A 15,589-nucleotide genomic window follows, 5' to 3' on the forward strand; every position below is an offset into this window, starting at 1 on the left:
CATTCAGCCTTACTAAAAGAGCTTTTGAAAATTGGTTTTGAGAAAAAAGAAAAAAGTCTACTTTTAACATGTCCTAAAAAAGGGAAGTCGACACTATCAAAGGGGGTCAATATCCGCCGGATTGGCAGAAATTTTAAGATTAAAATTGGTCAAAAACCTTCCGGTTTTAGAGGGTCAGCTTAGTGCGGATTATCCAATATGTATCAGGCCGAATGGTTACGATCCGACGACCTGATAGTGTCGTAGTTGAATAATAACAAGTTTCATATATAATAAAAACAGCCCTGTCGGATATCCGGCAGGGCTGTTATGCTAAAAGCAAGGTTGTTTATCTTTTGAGGTACCAATCAATGGTAAGTTCAATACCCGTTTCAAAATTCTCATCAGCTTTCCAGCCTAGTTCTGTTTCTATTTTTGTGGCATCAATGGCATAACGTCTGTCATGCCCGGCCCTGTCCTTTACAAAAGAAATCAAATCTTTATAAGAACTTCCATCTTGTTTAGGTTGCTTAGCATCTAATATTGCACAAATATGATTTACAATAAAGAGGTTATCTCGTTCGTTACGTCCTCCAATATTATAAGTTTCACCAGCTCTACCTTTGTGGTAAACTAAATCAATTCCCGTACAGTGATCCCTCACATATAACCAATCGCGTATATTTTTACCATCTCCATAAATAGGAATATTCTCACCTGCCAAGGCTTTACGAATAATCGTAGGGATTAACTTTTCGTTATGCTGTTTGGGTCCGTAGTTATTGCTACAATTACTGGTTGTCACATCCATTCCATAGGTATGAAAATAAGCGCGTACCAATAAATCAGAACTTGCTTTTGAGGATGAATAAGGGCTATTGGGCGCGTAAGGCGTATCCTCACGAAACAGTCCTGTCTCACCTAATGTTCCATACACTTCATCGGTAGAGATATGGTGAAAGCGACAATCTTCATAACCTTCCTTATACTTAAAAGGTGCCTCCATCCAGTATTTCTTGGCAACATCTAATAATGTGAATGTTCCATTTACATTAGTTTTGATAAAGATCTCAGGATCTGAAATGGAATTATCCACATGACTTTCTGCTGCAAAATGAATGACCCCACGGATATCAAACTTTTCAAACAGATATTCTACCAATTCACGATTACAAATATCTCCTTTTACAAACTCATAATTTCTTGCTCCAACAACTTCCTGAAGATTATTTAAATCACCTGCATAAGTCAGTAGATCTAAATTAATTATTTTATAATTCGGATACTTCTCAACAAAATAAGGTACAAAGTTGGCGCCAATAAATCCTGCTCCGCCTGTAACTAATATGGATTTCATTTTTATAATTATTTAAGGTTTAAGAGAATAAGGATAAAGGTTTAAGGATGGAAGGTTAAAATCAAAAGTAGCAAAGGTTAAAGTATAATAGATAAATTATCTGGGTTTAGATGTTTTTGAGTAGATACTGCCTAGTATCTTTTTTAGTTCAGTGGATTCATCCAATAATGCTTTCCAGACCTTATCACCTTCATTAACAGCGATAATAATTCGAATCCAATAATTTGTTTCTCGTATTTCCTTCAATGAAATACCAACCTTATTGGAAAAGTCTGCTTTTGAAACAGCCGCTTGAGCTTCTTCGTAATTGGCACCAACGGACGTTGCAGATTTAAGAATTTGATAAGAAATAACCTGGTATTCCTTCCCATTTGGTAATTGACGAACCTGCTTAATCACATTAACAGAAAAGTCAAACAATCTCCGTTGCAAGTCATTTTCCACCATTAACCAACTTTAACCTTTTTCCTTGATTCTTTTATCCTTGCTCCCTGACTCCTTTACCCTTAGAAAGGAATCTCAGTTTCTGACAATTTCTTTAATATTTTATCTTTACCTGAGAGCAATATTGACTCCTCATCCAATTGCCAATCAATATTTAGTTCGGGATCATTCCAAATAACACCTGAGTCATGCTCCGGAGCATACCAATTGTCCACTTTATAAGAAAAAATAGCTGATCGACTTAACACAATAAAACCATGGGCGAATCCACGCGGAACAAATAGTTGTCGTTTATTTTCATCCGATAAACTAACAGCAACATGTTGACCATAAGTAGGCGAATCTTTTCTTAAATCCACAGCAACATCAAGCACCTCCCCTTCGATACAACGAACTAATTTAGCCTGATTATAGGGGGGCAACTGAAAATGCAAGCCTCTTAGTACTCCCCTACTTGAGCGTGATTCATTATCCTGCACAAAATCAACCTTCCCGACATTAGCTTCGAACTGCTTTTGGTTAAACGATTCGAAAAAATAGCCTCTTTGATCACCAAACACTTTCGGTTCAATAATCACACATCCTTCTAACTTTGTCTTTATAAATTGCATTTAAACTCTTTTTGCGATTGACAAAAGATATTGACCATATTGATTCTTCGCCAGTTTATTTCCTTGTTCAATAAGTTGCTCTTTACTGATCCAGTTTTGACTAAACGCTATTTCTTCAGGGCAAGCTACTTTTAAACCGATCCGCTTCTCTAAAGTCTCCACAAAATGACTGGCCTCTAACAATGATTCGTGTGTGCCGGTATCCAACCAGGCGAAACCACGGCCCATCAACTCCACTTTTAAACGCTCGTCTTCAAGATACTCTTGATTAACGGTGGTAATTTCCAGTTCACCTCTATGACTTGGCTTTATGTTTTTAGCTACTTTAATAACATCATTGGGATAGAAGTACAGGCCTACCACAGCGTAATTCGACTTTGGTTCTTCAGGTTTCTCTTCAATGGTAGTCACATTGCCTTCATCGTCAAAGGTACACACCCCATAGCGTTCCGGGTCGTTCACCCAATAACCAAATACCGCGGCTTTATCTTCTTCCGCTACAGTTTTTACTGCATTTCCTAGCAACTCCACGAATCCATGCCCGTAGAAGATATTATCCCCAAGTACTAAACACACATTATCGTTGCCAATAAATTTTTCTCCCAATATAAAAGCTTGTGCTAAGCCATCGGGTGACGGCTGAACAACATACTCAAGAATTATCCCCCATTGTGAACCATCACCCATTAAGCGTTTAAAACCTGCCTGATCTTCAGGTGTCGTTATAATTAACACCTCCTTAATCCCAGCCAACATCAAAACTGATAGAGGATAGTATATCATCGGTTTATCAAAAATAGGTAGTAGCTGTTTTGATGTAGCTAATGTAATGGGGTGTAAACGTGTGCCGGAGCCTCCTGTTAAGATAATACCTTTCATAATGAAATATTATAATTCTTTCTTTCTTAGCATCTCAATAAATACTTCTTCGTACTGGCTTACAATCCTTTCCCAATTATAAAGCTCCCTAATTTTGTTGAAATTTGATTCTATAATTTGATTTCGCTCCTCTTTATGATTTACAGATAAGCAATTTTTCACATCATCAGTTGAATTAAAATACTTTGCATCATCCCCTAAAATGGAACGGTTAAATAAATTATCATTTGCACAAATTAATGCTCCAGATCCCATCGCTTCTAAGAGACTAGGGTTAGTTCCTCCAACTGTATGCCCATGAAAATACACATTGGCATATCTGCGTAGATTATTTAATTTAGTAATATCATAAATTCCTCCTAAAAATTTAATACCAGGATACTCTTTAAACTTTTCTTTTAAATACTCACCGTACTTTGTTTCATGTTTACCAATAACTAAAAATGGAAAATTTGTAGTACTGACCTCCTTTACCCCATCTAAAATCATTTCCATGCTGTTCTCAGGCTCAAGCCTAGCGATTAACATATTGTATTTATATGGTTCCACATAATAGTCAGCAAGAGTATTAACATTGTATGAATCTACAGTATGAGAACCGTAAGCAATATAACTTGATTCAACACTATATTTCTCCTTTAAGTAGTTTTGAATTCCAATTGAATCGGCAACCAAGTGATCAGAATGAACTACGCCTAACTTCTCTGCGTAAAGTAAAAACTTTTGTACTTTTTTTGAGTATTTGGTACGTTTCCATTCTAAGCCATCCATATTAGTAACAACCTTTGAACCTTTAGGCATCAACCTTCCCCAAATACTACTACTGGTGTATCCTAATTGAAGTATTATATCATAACCACGTGTTCTTGTATCTAAGATACAATTTAAGTCATAAATAAATTGACCAGCTGTTCCAATTTTTTGCTCTGGATCATATTTATGTATAATTTTCACACCTTCCCATTCCGTTTCTTGATAAGGATGATAGTGACTATTATATACTGACACATCATGTCCCTTAGTTACTAAATATTTTGATAAATATTCCGAAAACTGCTCAAATCCACCGTAATAATTTGGAATACCGCGGGTTCCTATTATTGCTATCCTCATTTAAACACCTTCTTATAAAAATTCTTTGTTTGTCTTCCAATATTAACCCAATCGAATTTGCCGTCCATCGTTTTAATACAATTATTCGTAACTAAATCTAATTTTTTACGATCTAAAGCTAGAATTTTCGTCGCAAGAGAGTCAATATCTTCAGAGTCAAATAAAAATCCATTCACACCATCTTCAACTATTTCTTTAAAAGCTCGTAAATTTGAGGCAATCACACTACGTCCCATAGACATTGACATTAACAAAACTCCACTTTGATAAATTCTTTTATAGGGTAAAATCAAGATATCTGATGAAGCATAAAAACTTTCGACCTCACTATTCTTAATGTAGCGAAAGTGTGTCTCCACCTTATTTCCAATGTTCAAGTCTTCAATTAGGTTTTGATAATAATCCAAGCCAGTTTTCCAAGGTTTTCCTGCGATTACTAATCGATAATTATCCGACTGCTTCACCACTTTTGCAAAAGCCCGAAGTAATATATCCAATCCTTTTACTTCCTTTATCTGCCCAAAAAACAATAGATTAATCACTTGCTTTTCAGTAGAAAGTGGTAATTGGTTAACAAATGGCCTATAATTACCATGAGGTATTACCGATATGTGAGGCAGTTTGTACGACTTTATTATTAGAGAATCATAGGATTCCTTATTATGTACTATGACACCATTTATTAGATTATAAGATAATTTTTCTATGAATTTAAAGCTTTTCCCATGAAAACTATCAATATCATGTATAGTAACAACCACACTAAGACGAAATACCTTCAACAACAAAAGCGAAATAAAGTTGTGAAGCGAAAATGAAAAGTAATGCAAATGAACAAGTTTTGAATTTCGCTTTCTTATTTCGAAAATTGTTTTTAAAAAATAGAGAAAAAACAGAGAAATCTTGAGTATGATTGATTTATCCCAAAAGTTTTTAAATGTGTACAAAGTATTTACACCCTTAAAGGATCGAATCTTTGTTTTAGAACAAGTATAAAAATCAACCCTTATATCATTTTCTGCAAGACCAAATGCTAAACCATAGTCATAATAATCCATCCCGCCATGTCCACCTACTGGCTCAATTACACTAACTATCATACTTAGATTATTTATTCTTAAGTAATTTGACAAAGGCATTACTCACATCCGTAATATTTACATTACTCATGCAAGAACTATCTGTTACAGGATCATTAATATTGCCAACAAAAGAGTGCTTATTAATATATTCACTAAATTCATCTTTATTCATTTTTTGTGCATTTAACTTCTGCTTGAAATCAATTAACCCATGATAGTTTGCATGAATCCTAAAGTCCTCTATTGAAATCTTATGACAATTCTTTAATTTATTAAAAAAGCATTCTCCAAATGTAAATGAAATTTTGCCCATTAAAGCAGCTTCATATGCAGGAGTACCTGAAACTGTAAAAATGGAATGTGCCTTTTTTATAAAATAATGAGAATCGCTACTTGGAGAAACTAAGATTATATTTTTCCTTTTTAATAAAGCCCGATAGAAACTATAACCACGATCACCAACAGCATTGGGGTGCTCCTTGACAACTAGATAAAAATCTTCTGGTATAAAACGAGAAATATTTAATAAATTAGTTAATTGATTTTCATAGTACATGCCTATAACGTCTATTGAAGCTTCAGGTTGCTTATGAAGTGGATAGAAGACAAAGTTTTTAGTATTAACAGATTCATCGTCACTGATCGGAATATAAGGGAAGATAAAGCGATTGAATTCCTCCTTTAAGCCAATTTTGAGCCTAATGAATCGTGAACTTATCAATGATGGATGATCATTTTGGATATTTTCGGCTGTTAAAAACCTTTTTATCCTTCTAATTCTTGAGACTAAACTTTTTTGTCTTTTTATTATTTCATTATTTCGATGGAAATATTTGGGTTTCTTGACTTCAAGAGAACTTGAACACTCACTACCATCAAGAAAATCAATGAACTTATTCTGATCTGGACTATTAAAAAAGGCGAATCTATTTGATGGAATTCTAATAGTATGCGGATTTAAATAAATACAGTTAGACCTTAGACTATCCCAGACTAACATTCTATACATTAACACTTCATGAGCATAAGTCATTTCTCCAACAACCAAATTTATTTTATTATTTCTAATAAAATTGATGAAGGGTAACTGAAGATTTCGTAAATAACGTATTCCAGCTGAAGTATTGAAACGCAACACCCTATCCATATGAGCAAGCTCAATAATTTTGAACTCCCCTACACTCTTTTTGTCTCGAATGTCTTTATTTAGTAAAAGGATATTCTCGACTTCAAAAAATTTGGAAAGCAAATCATATCGCTTTTTTGAAAACACAATCCAAAAACTATCCGCTTCATTAATCAGCTGTTTTGCCACCTCTAAGAAGAATGAGGTCTTATTATGATTATCTACAAAGCAAATGTTTTTCATGTAGGACTATTTAAATTTCTATTAACTATCATTTTTCGAAAGTATAGAAACATTAATATTAAAACAAAGAAGATTCTTCTCTTATTTAAAAATGCATCAATATTTCCCATAAAATACATACTAAAGAAACCTCTTAAGATTTCGAAATACAAAAACATTTTAACCAATTCAACTCTTCCAATTGATTCAGAAAAGAATTTAAAAATTAGTGAAAATATTCTAGACAACGGGATCTGAAGAAAGTATGCAACACTTAGAGGCATCATGTATAAGAGAATTGCAGGATATCCTCCTGTGTATACAAATCCCCATTGAATAAAACCATAAGCCTTTTCACCACCATGGTGAAGCATTAAAAAATACATACCTGTATCGTATGCATCCACATGCACAATAAAACTACTAATTTCCTTATAAAATTGCTCATATGACAAAATATTACCTTGCATGAAATCATACCATGAGGCCCACCATAGTTCACTTTGAGAAGCAAAAATCCTAGGGAGTAAATATTGTGTCAATATATCATAATTAGAGCCAAGAAAACTATAATAAGTTAATACATGACTAACAAATATGTATGAAAATATGCAAAAAAATACAATCCCAACAAATAAAGGTTTAAACTTTCTTCTTACTGATTTACCCGAGTAAGATTTAACTATTGATTCTAAATTAGGTGTTAATGCTAAAATAACACTAAAATAAATAGAAGAGAATTTATTTCCTGTTAAAAATAAATTTAAAATATAAAGTGAAAACAATATATAACTAAACTTCGTTATTCTTCGATCCTTTAGACTTATTAAAATTCCAATTAGCAATGCAGCAAACTCCTTGTATTGAATAAGAAATTTAAACATACCTGACTGACCTGCATAAAACTGTGCCCTATCCACACCTGAAAATATAGGAACCCCTTTATGTAAAGGGACATACATAAGCAGCATGTACATAGTACAAAATAAAACGACACCCCATTTTTTATACAAAGAGAGATTCCTTCCAACCGAATTAAGTTTGTACTTGATTTTCTCATAAGAGATTCTCTCAAGCACTCTGAACAGCACAGCATTGAAAATAAAATAAAACAGAAATAAACCAACCGTAGAATAGTTTTCTTCTGTATGCATCCCAATAGTATTACTGTAAAATCCCAAGTTAAGATAACTAGTTGAAACTAGGTACCACAATTGGAGACTTGTAATGTAAAAAATGAGAGGTTGAAAAATAAAGTCAACCCTCGAAATTTTCCTTAATTGAACTATAAAAATAAAAACTAAAAGAATGTTTACTATTTCCATACTTTTTTAACATTGCTTGAAATCAAATTCTTCTCTTTTTCATGTAAAACGAATGAGTAAACTAACATAATAAACAGTAAAATCAGCGCAGTACCTTGAATTACAAATGAAATAATTGAAATGTCAAAAAATTTCACAAAAGATAAAATAACATATAAAAACATTCCGAATCCTACAATAATAATATAAGGTTTAAGAATCATCTTTGTTATTGAAAAATTATCTATTTTAAATAGCTTTCTCAATCGAAACACATAAAAGATAAAAATTATAAAATATGAAATACTTGTAGCTAAAACCAATCCATTTAATTTATAATTTCTAATTAAAATCAAACTCAACACAAGATTAATTACACATCCAATCAATGAGATTGGTAGGAATTTCTTAATATCTCCTGTACCAACAACTACTGTCGATCCAAAAGAGAATAAAACACTAAAAAAGAAACTTAAAAGTAAAATATTTGCAGATATCGAAAGTTTTTCGAATTCAATTCCTACCCATAAAATTAAAAATTGATTCATCAATAGCATAGAAATTATAACAACTGGCAAAATCAAAATCACCATATACCTAGTACCATACAAAATTAATTCATTGATTCCAGTGGATTGATTTTTAGATTTTAAAGAAGATGAAATTGGTACAATAGTTGAGTTTAACAAGGATTGTATATTTCTTATAGAATCTGGAATTTTAACCAGAATACTATAATTAGTCATATAACTTATTGGGAGCATTAAAGAAATTAATATCTTATCAAGATAATTAAATATAAAACCAATAACCTTAGACAAAAATAAATATTTCGCATATCCAGCTATGTCCAATAATATCTTTCTTGAAATAGCATAATCCTCTTTAACAATGCAGTACAAACGCTTACAGAAATAAGCTTCAACTGCTAGCTTTAAAAGAAAGAGGATGTTTTGATAAATAATGAAATTGGCCAAATTCACTATACTCCATAATGTGAAATATACTAATATCAAATTAAGAATTACATACCCAGAATTTAATACTGCTATTAAGACAAATTGCTCCTTGGCTTTAAACGAGGCTGAATAGGCTATTGAAATAAATTGAAAAAACAGTTGAACTGCATATAACTTGAAAGCTAATATACCATATTCGACAATATCAGACGGCACATTAAAAATATCACGAATCAACACCCCACTCAGAAGAAAAAAAATAAGTCCAATAGAAATCCCTAATATAGAATAGAAAATTATTCCATTTACAATATATTTATTTGCCTGTTCCGTTGAATTAGTCGCCAATTTTGAAGAAACAAATTTAATTAATGCTGCTTCAAATCCTAAATCAAAAAATGACAATAAACCAGTCGCTGAAAATATTAACAATAAAGAATACATCCCAAAACCATCGAGTCCTAGACGGTCTAAATAAAGCGGGATAATAATAAAACCAATGATAAGTCTTACTCCAAAAGAAAGTGTATTAACAAAGGTATTGGAAACCACTCTTCTTCTAATACTGCTCATACAACACAAAGTTCTCTATATATTCATTTACTCTTGAACCAACTTTTCCATTAGGTTTAAACAGATAATAATCTATAACACTTCCCATAGATTCAGTATCATTTGCTTGCCCCTCAATTATGCCAGCTAACTTGTTGTCATGTATGAAACTATTTATATATAAATACAATTCCTCAGAAGACTTTGCCAAAGTAAAGGATTTGAATTGGTGAAAGGGTAGAATGCCATCCTCAAAAGACCTAACGCTTTCAGTCCAAAAGGTGTAAATTGTAGGTTTATTTAACAAACAAGCCTCTATCATAGCAGTAGATTGAAACCCTATGATTAAACTGGCATTAAGCATTAACTCATATGTACTTTTTGCACCAGTTAACACCTTAACATTTTTATATTGCGAAAACTCATTTCTTATAGTTTCAACGTCCCGTTGCTGAGGATGACACTTAACCAAAATATCAACCTGCTTATTCTCCTCAGCAATATGTTTTAACACTTCGTGTGTTTCTGCCCTAAGAGTGTTCCAAGATAAGCCTCCCTGTTGAAGCTCTTCAGGTATATATGCATCCGTAAAATATGTAAAGAATAAAATATAATCGTTTTTTTTCTCTTTCAATTGATTTATAAATAAATCAGAACGAAGTTGTCCTAGAACTTCAATTTTAGAAGGTTCAGTACCACATTCTATCCAAAATCTTTTTTGTCTTGAACTCCAAACCAGAATTTTATCAGAAATTAACGGGAAATTCTTCTTAATTTTCTTAGAATGGTTTTCAAAATAATATGGAGATATTATTCCTTCCTTGTCAATGATTATTGTGGAGATATTCTGTTTTTTAGAAAATCGAATAAATTCCCGTAACCAATAAAATATATCGGATGGACTTACAAGTAAATCAATACCATATAAGAACTTCAGCCACCTAAATAATAAACTAGAAAATCTATAGGCCCACCGTCTTTGACGTTCAAAGGAATCGTGATTGTATTCAATTTGTCCTTTTTTAACAATATCTGGATAGATATTTCGAATTGGCTGAAATATTTCGGGTGTAATGATAATATATTCAATATTGACACTTCCCCTAACTAATGCCAGAATATCCTGATCAAAATAATGATTTACCACTAAAACTTTAATCTTTCCTTGACCTCCTTTCTCGACAAACAAGGAATAGTAAAAAAAAGATTTAAATACTAAATATATCTGATATATTAAAGTTTTTTTCATAGATCAAGTTTTAATGGACTACCTGCAGAAAAGTCTTTTTCAGCAGTTGTCCCTATTATTCGACTAAAATACTTAGGGTGTAAACCATATCCCGGTCGAATAGATCTTACATTTTCTTCGGTGAACTCCTCTCCCTCCTTTATATCTTTTACAACAAAAAGAGAACGTGAGAATTTACGGCTCTCCTTTACTTTATCCGTAAGTTCATATGATACCTTACCAATAGTTTTCTCTACTTGTCTTACCTGTTTGACCATTTCTGAGAACTGTTGTTCGTCAAGCGAAAACGATGCGTCAGGTCCACCTATCGAATTATCCAAAATAAAATGTTTCTCGATGACTTTTGCACCAAGAGTAACGGCTACTAATGGTGTGACGATTCCCAAGGTATGATCAGACAAACCAACTTTAACATCAAATCTATCCTTGAGATCTTTTATCGTAGCCAGATTCGCCTCTTCGATTGGTGCTGGATAAGAAGATGTACATTTTAATAACGTAATATCATTATTACCGACATCGCGACATGTTTTTACAGCTAACTCAACATCTTCAAGTTCTGCAATACCTGTTGACATTATTATTGGGCGACCTTTGGAAGCAGTATATTCAATCAATGGGATATCTTGGATTTCGAATGATGCAATTTTGTAATAGGGAGGATCAAATTGTTCAAGAAAATCAACAGAAGTTTTATCAAAGGGAGTTGAAAAACAAAGTAACCCCTCTTCTTTAGCGGTTTCAAATATCTCTTTATGCCACTCCCAAGGTGTATATGCTTCTGTATACAAATCATAAAGAGTACGGCCGTCCCATAAACCACCTTTGATGGTAAAACATTCATTATCACAATTAATAGTTAAAGTGTCGGCAGTATAGGTTTGAATCTTTATAGCATCCGCACCTGCTCGCTTTGCAGCTCTAACTGTCTCGATTGCAATACTTTTATCATGGCCATGATTCGCCGAAAGTTCTGCTATTATCAACGTATGTTGATTTGTATTGCCTGATTCTATTTTCACAATGTTGTAAATTTTGAATTTTCTGTTAAAACAATATTCTGTCTATTCTCATAATCCTCTAAAACAACTACACCATTAGAAGTTTTTATATGTACTTTGGGTTCAGTTTTTAATATTAACCCGTTAGCCATGGTATTATCAAATCCAAGTTCAGAGAAACTAATTTTATGAATAATTATCTTTTCTCCATAATGATAAGTGAACGCTCCAGGATAAGGCTTTGCTTGTGCCCTAACCCAATTATTAATCCTTTCTTTATTCCAGTCCCAATTAATTTCACCATCCTCAGGTGTTCTTTTCCCAAAATACGTTGCTAAGAGGGGATTTTGTTTCTTATAGATCAACTTGTTGTCAAAAAACATCTCTACAATTTCAAAGATAATTTCTGGATATAAAGACTCAAAAATATTAAGAATATCAGCTCCTGTATGAAGTTGCTCTATCTTGATTTTCCTTTGAATGACAACGTCACCGGTGTCACACCCTTTTTCCATTAAATGAGCTGTTACACCTGTTTCATTCTCTCCATTTATTATTGCCCATACATGAGGTGTTCTTCCTCTATATTTTGGAAGCAATGATCCATGCAAATTAATTGATAACTTACTATGATTAAGAACATCAGTATTGACTATGAATAAATAGTTAATTGAAAAAACAATATCAGTAACAAATTCACTCAAAAACGTAGAAGGGTCTTTTTTTGTCGGGTTTCCAACAAACAGAGGTATCTCTTTATTTTCCGCAAAATCAATAATTTCTTTCGAATTTGAATCAGTAAAAATAAATTGAGGCGTAAAACTCTCAACAAGGACAACCAAAGTATTAAAACCCAATTTCCCTGAACACAATAATCCAATATTCATATATTATATAATATTTAAAAATTCTGATTTTATACGATTAATACTAAATCCATCCATAAACCTCGCCTGCAATTTCTTAATACGATTGTGATTATTCACATTCGTAATTTTTGAAATAGCATTCTTAAAACTCTCATTCCGAAGCTCCCCAAAATCGCCTATGCATTCCGCCAAATTATTGTTTAACAATCCCTGATAGATCTCTTTCTGGTTATCCACAAAATATCCACAAATAAATGGAAGACGAGCAGCACAGGCTTCTATGCTTACTGTACTGGCTGGGAAAAAACCAAAATTCGAGGATCTCATCAAATTGAGTACCTGTTTACCGCTGATATTGCTAAAAAATTCATATTGATTTTTAAATTTTTCTGTAGCTATATTTTGGTTACTAACGACTACTGCAATTGGTTTATCAAAGAAATAATTGTCAATTGTAGAAACAATCTGAGATGTAATATTTAAAGGATCGGAACCTCCTAACATAATCAGACAACTATACTTCTTAATGTTATCACTAGAAGTATTTTCAAGATATTCGCTCCTTAATAAAGCATATTTGTATCCAAGTAATAGCGAAGTATAATCTTCTTTTGAAAACTTACATGGGTTGATACCTTCGGCATGATTTATTACAATATCTGCAACATAATGCTTATCATGAATATCATCGATACAAACAAGCTTACATCCTCTAGCTTTGATGCTTCTCTGGTATTCGGTTGTGAAATAGTAATTGTCAAGTACTACAATTTCATCTCCTTTTAAGTGCTCTAAAAACAGTGTGAAATGCGAATCATTATTAGGTAAATCAATCCTATTATCACATATCCTTTCAATTTCCCCTATTTGATATTCTGTTGGTTCGATGGTTGCAAACGTACAGCAAAAATCATCCTTCAACATTTCGGCTAGAGCTAAAGTACGCACAAAATGTCCCATTCCTATCGAGGGGCCACCATCGGCACGAAAGATAATATTGCCCTTACTCATGTAACAGGGAATATTTAAGCTCAGCCAGGCGCCAATCTGTTTCAGTATCTATGTCTTGAACCTCTAATTCGGGAATAACGACTGCACCTCCATTTTTACAAAACAGTGATTGCTCTTCTATTAATGCTTTTGAATTTACCCAATAAAACGAACCGCTGTCATGATATGACGCCGATAAATCCTGACTTCTTTTTGTTAAATTCTCCGGATGTATCATCCTTAATCTATTGTTTATATTTATTTCTAATGCTCTTTGAATTGGATATGAATACTCAACAACAGGACAAATTGAATCATAATTCTTTTCTGAAAAGGTTGTATATGATTCACAAACTCTTTCAGATGATGTTAGTGGAGCTGTAGGCAAAATACAACAAAGTGCATTTATACTTTTTCCGATCTTTTGATATGATTGTACTACCTCAATAAGTACATCGGCCAAGGTAGCAAAGTCGTTTGCATTTGCATTACTTCTGAAGAAGGGGACAGTTGCTCCGTATTGTTTAGCAACATTTGCAATCTCTTCATCATCTGTTGAAACCATCACTTCATCAAATAAATTCGATTTTAAAGCAATTTCAATAGAATAAGCAATAATAGGTTTACCCAAAAAGTCTTTTATATTTTTACGTGGGATTCTTTTACTACCCCCTCTTGCAGGTATTATAGCAATACAACTCATTTAACAAACTCTTTTACCTTCGATATTATATATGCTTGCTCTTTGTTTGTCAATGTCGGAAACATAGGTAAAGCCAAACACTTTCCATAATAAGCTTCAACAACTGGAAGATCTCCATTATTCCATCCAAGTTCTTTGTAGTATGGCATAAGGTGCACAGGATAATATAATACTTGCGAAAAAATATTATTCTCTCGTAGATGATTATATAAACCTTTTCTATCTTCAACTTGAATTACATACAGGTGGTATGCATGAAAGTATTCATCATTAACTTTAGGCGTTATTATATTTTCATTTGCAAATGCTGCTGAATATATATTTGCAATTTCATTTCTTCGTTCAACACCTTCTTTGGCTCTTTTTAGTTGAGATACACCAAGAGCAGCTTGAATATCTGAGAGTCTGCAATTATAACCGAGCTCTTGCATTTCGTAATACCATCCGCCATGATTTTCATGTAACAACTTCGGATCTTTAGTAATTCCGTGTGTGCGAAGTTGGCTTACTTTAGTAAATAAGTTTTTATTATTGGTGGTAATCATTCCACCTTCACCAGTTGCAATATGCTTGACTGGATGGAAAGAAAAGACCTGTAAATCGGCATATCTCCCATTTCCTACTTTCTGAACTTTACCTTTTGAATCTACAAAATAGCCTCCTGGTGCATGACAAGCATCTTCGACAAGCCAAAGTTTATATTTATCAGCTATAGCTCGTAGTCGTTCCATATTATCGGGGTAACCAGCAAACGCAACAGCAATAATCCCTTTGTAAGTTCCAATAGGCACTTTAGATAACTTTGCTTCAAGCTTGTCCAAATCCATCAAATATGTTTCAGCATCGATATCAACAAAATCGATTTCGGCGTTGCAATATCTCACACAATTAGCACTTGCTGCAAAAGTGAGAGGTGTCGTAATTACTTTATCACCATCTTTTAAACCTAATGCAAGCATGCATAGATGCAGAGCTGCTGTTCCATTAGAAATGGCAATTGCATATTCTGAATCCACATAGTCGGAGAAATCATTCTCAAACTCCTTAACCTTTGGCCCTTGGGTTAGAAAATCACTCTTTAGGACTTGAACAACTTGCTCAATATCTTCATCTGAAATAAATTGTTTCCCGTAAGAAATTGGTTTCATA

At 33.1% G+C, this 15,589-nt stretch carries 16 protein-coding genes; 1 reads left to right on the forward strand and 15 read right to left on the reverse strand.

From position 1 onward, the window contains the following. Window positions 1–183: hypothetical protein (locus ACRD7B_RS20475; protein WP_430826523.1), on the forward strand; the 183-nt coding region annotated here is incomplete at its 5' end. A gap of 145 nt (window positions 184–328) precedes the next feature. On the opposite strand, the gene rfbB is transcribed toward ACRD7B_RS20475, so the two are convergent. The 15 genes from rfbB to pseC all read right to left on the reverse strand — a co-directional run bounded on the left by rfbB (window position 329) and on the right by pseC (window position 15,588). Continuing rightward, window positions 329–1,336, reverse strand: coding sequence for a dTDP-glucose 4,6-dehydratase (gene rfbB / locus ACRD7B_RS20480; RefSeq protein WP_430826524.1), 1,008 nt, complete (start codon window positions 1,334–1,336; stop codon window positions 329–331). Window positions 1,337–1,432: 96 nt separating this feature from the next. Then, window positions 1,433–1,783 (reverse strand): four helix bundle protein, encoded by a 351-nt coding sequence (locus ACRD7B_RS20485; protein ID WP_430826525.1) that lies wholly within the window; start codon window positions 1,781–1,783, stop codon window positions 1,433–1,435. 59 nt (window positions 1,784–1,842) lie between these two features. Beyond that, complete coding sequence (rfbC, locus tag ACRD7B_RS20490; protein ID WP_430826526.1) at window positions 1,843–2,391, reverse strand: dTDP-4-dehydrorhamnose 3,5-epimerase; 549 nt, start codon at window positions 2,389–2,391, stop codon at window positions 1,843–1,845. Beyond that, window positions 2,392–3,270: a glucose-1-phosphate thymidylyltransferase RfbA gene (rfbA, locus tag ACRD7B_RS20495; RefSeq protein WP_430826527.1), complete on the reverse strand. Its 879-nt coding sequence runs from the start codon at window positions 3,268–3,270 to the stop codon at window positions 2,392–2,394. Window positions 3,271–3,279: 9 nt separating this feature from the next. Beyond that, complete coding sequence (locus ACRD7B_RS20500) at window positions 3,280–4,383, reverse strand: DUF1972 domain-containing protein (protein ID WP_430826528.1); 1,104 nt, start codon at window positions 4,381–4,383, stop codon at window positions 3,280–3,282. Continuing rightward, window positions 4,380–5,483: a glycosyltransferase family 4 protein gene (locus tag ACRD7B_RS20505; protein ID WP_430826529.1), complete on the reverse strand. Its 1,104-nt coding sequence runs from the start codon at window positions 5,481–5,483 to the stop codon at window positions 4,380–4,382. The genes ACRD7B_RS20500 and ACRD7B_RS20505 overlap by 4 nt, the downstream gene beginning before the upstream one ends. A 7-nt stretch (window positions 5,484–5,490) precedes the next feature. After that, window positions 5,491–6,834, reverse strand: coding sequence for a hypothetical protein (locus ACRD7B_RS20510; RefSeq protein WP_430826530.1), 1,344 nt, complete (start codon window positions 6,832–6,834; stop codon window positions 5,491–5,493). Next, window positions 6,831–7,967, reverse strand: a complete 1,137-nt coding sequence (locus tag ACRD7B_RS20515; RefSeq protein WP_430826531.1) for a DUF6418 domain-containing protein — start codon at window positions 7,965–7,967, stop codon at window positions 6,831–6,833. Before ACRD7B_RS20515 ends, ACRD7B_RS20510 begins: the two co-directional genes overlap by 4 nt. A 161-nt stretch (window positions 7,968–8,128) precedes the next feature. After that, window positions 8,129–9,649 carry an oligosaccharide flippase family protein gene (locus ACRD7B_RS20520; RefSeq protein ID WP_430826532.1) on the reverse strand — a complete coding sequence of 507 codons (1,521 nt, stop codon included), beginning with the start codon at window positions 9,647–9,649 and terminating at the stop codon, window positions 8,129–8,131. After that, entirely contained in the window at window positions 9,636–10,877 is a 1,242-nt protein-coding gene (locus ACRD7B_RS20525; protein ID WP_430826533.1) for a glycosyltransferase family protein, read from the reverse strand. The genes ACRD7B_RS20520 and ACRD7B_RS20525 overlap by 14 nt, the downstream gene beginning before the upstream one ends. Further along, window positions 10,874–11,899, reverse strand: a complete 1,026-nt coding sequence (gene pseI / locus ACRD7B_RS20530; RefSeq protein ID WP_430826534.1) for a pseudaminic acid synthase — start codon at window positions 11,897–11,899, stop codon at window positions 10,874–10,876. The genes ACRD7B_RS20525 and pseI overlap by 4 nt, the downstream gene beginning before the upstream one ends. After that, complete coding sequence (locus ACRD7B_RS20535; RefSeq protein WP_430826535.1) at window positions 11,896–12,765, reverse strand: methionyl-tRNA formyltransferase; 870 nt, start codon at window positions 12,763–12,765, stop codon at window positions 11,896–11,898. Before ACRD7B_RS20535 ends, pseI begins: the two co-directional genes overlap by 4 nt. Before the next feature lie 3 nt (window positions 12,766–12,768). Next, a complete protein-coding gene (pseG, locus tag ACRD7B_RS20540) occupies window positions 12,769–13,758 on the reverse strand; it encodes a UDP-2,4-diacetamido-2,4,6-trideoxy-beta-L-altropyranose hydrolase (RefSeq protein WP_430826536.1) in 990 nt (329 codons plus the stop codon). Next, window positions 13,751–14,440, reverse strand: coding sequence for a pseudaminic acid cytidylyltransferase (gene pseF, locus ACRD7B_RS20545; protein WP_430826537.1), 690 nt, complete (start codon window positions 14,438–14,440; stop codon window positions 13,751–13,753). The genes pseG and pseF overlap by 8 nt, the downstream gene beginning before the upstream one ends. Continuing rightward, on the reverse strand, window positions 14,437–15,588 hold the full coding sequence (gene pseC / locus ACRD7B_RS20550; RefSeq protein ID WP_430826538.1) for a UDP-4-amino-4,6-dideoxy-N-acetyl-beta-L-altrosamine transaminase: 1,152 nt from the start codon (window positions 15,586–15,588) through the stop codon (window positions 14,437–14,439). Before pseC ends, pseF begins: the two co-directional genes overlap by 4 nt. Between the last annotated feature and the right edge of the window lies 1 nt (window position 15,589).

The sequence above is a fragment of the Carboxylicivirga fragile genome, assembly GCF_050589805.1.
GTDB classification, from domain to species: domain Bacteria; phylum Bacteroidota; class Bacteroidia; order Bacteroidales; family Marinilabiliaceae; genus Carboxylicivirga; species Carboxylicivirga fragile.

Excerpts from the sequence above, each read along its gene's own strand:
- ACRD7B_RS20525 (WP_430826533.1), bottom strand. The coding sequence starts at position 10,877 with ATGAAAAAAACTTTAATATATCAGATATATTTAGTATTTAAATCTTTT.
- ACRD7B_RS20515 (WP_430826531.1), bottom strand. The coding sequence starts at position 7,967 with ATGCATACAGAAGAAAACTATTCTACGGTTGGTTTATTTCTGTTTTAT.
- rfbC (WP_430826526.1), bottom strand. The coding sequence starts at position 2,391 with ATGCAATTTATAAAGACAAAGTTAGAAGGATGTGTGATTATTGAACCG.
- rfbB (WP_430826524.1), bottom strand. The coding sequence starts at position 1,336 with ATGAAATCCATATTAGTTACAGGCGGAGCAGGATTTATTGGCGCCAAC.
- rfbA (WP_430826527.1), bottom strand. The coding sequence starts at position 3,270 with ATGAAAGGTATTATCTTAACAGGAGGCTCCGGCACACGTTTACACCCC.
- ACRD7B_RS20535 (WP_430826535.1), bottom strand. The coding sequence starts at position 12,765 with ATGAATATTGGATTATTGTGTTCAGGGAAATTGGGTTTTAATACTTTG.
- pseG (WP_430826536.1), bottom strand. The coding sequence starts at position 13,758 with ATGAGTAAGGGCAATATTATCTTTCGTGCCGATGGTGGCCCCTCGATA.
- ACRD7B_RS20510 (WP_430826530.1), bottom strand. The coding sequence starts at position 6,834 with ATGAAAAACATTTGCTTTGTAGATAATCATAATAAGACCTCATTCTTC.
- ACRD7B_RS20485 (WP_430826525.1), bottom strand. The coding sequence starts at position 1,783 with ATGGTGGAAAATGACTTGCAACGGAGATTGTTTGACTTTTCTGTTAAT.
- ACRD7B_RS20505 (WP_430826529.1), bottom strand. The coding sequence starts at position 5,483 with ATGATAGTTAGTGTAATTGAGCCAGTAGGTGGACATGGCGGGATGGAT.
- pseF (WP_430826537.1), bottom strand. The coding sequence starts at position 14,440 with ATGAGTTGTATTGCTATAATACCTGCAAGAGGGGGTAGTAAAAGAATC.
- ACRD7B_RS20500 (WP_430826528.1), bottom strand. The coding sequence starts at position 4,383 with ATGAGGATAGCAATAATAGGAACCCGCGGTATTCCAAATTATTACGGT.
- pseC (WP_430826538.1), bottom strand. The coding sequence starts at position 15,588 with ATGAAACCAATTTCTTACGGGAAACAATTTATTTCAGATGAAGATATT.
- ACRD7B_RS20520 (WP_430826532.1), bottom strand. The coding sequence starts at position 9,649 with ATGAGCAGTATTAGAAGAAGAGTGGTTTCCAATACCTTTGTTAATACA.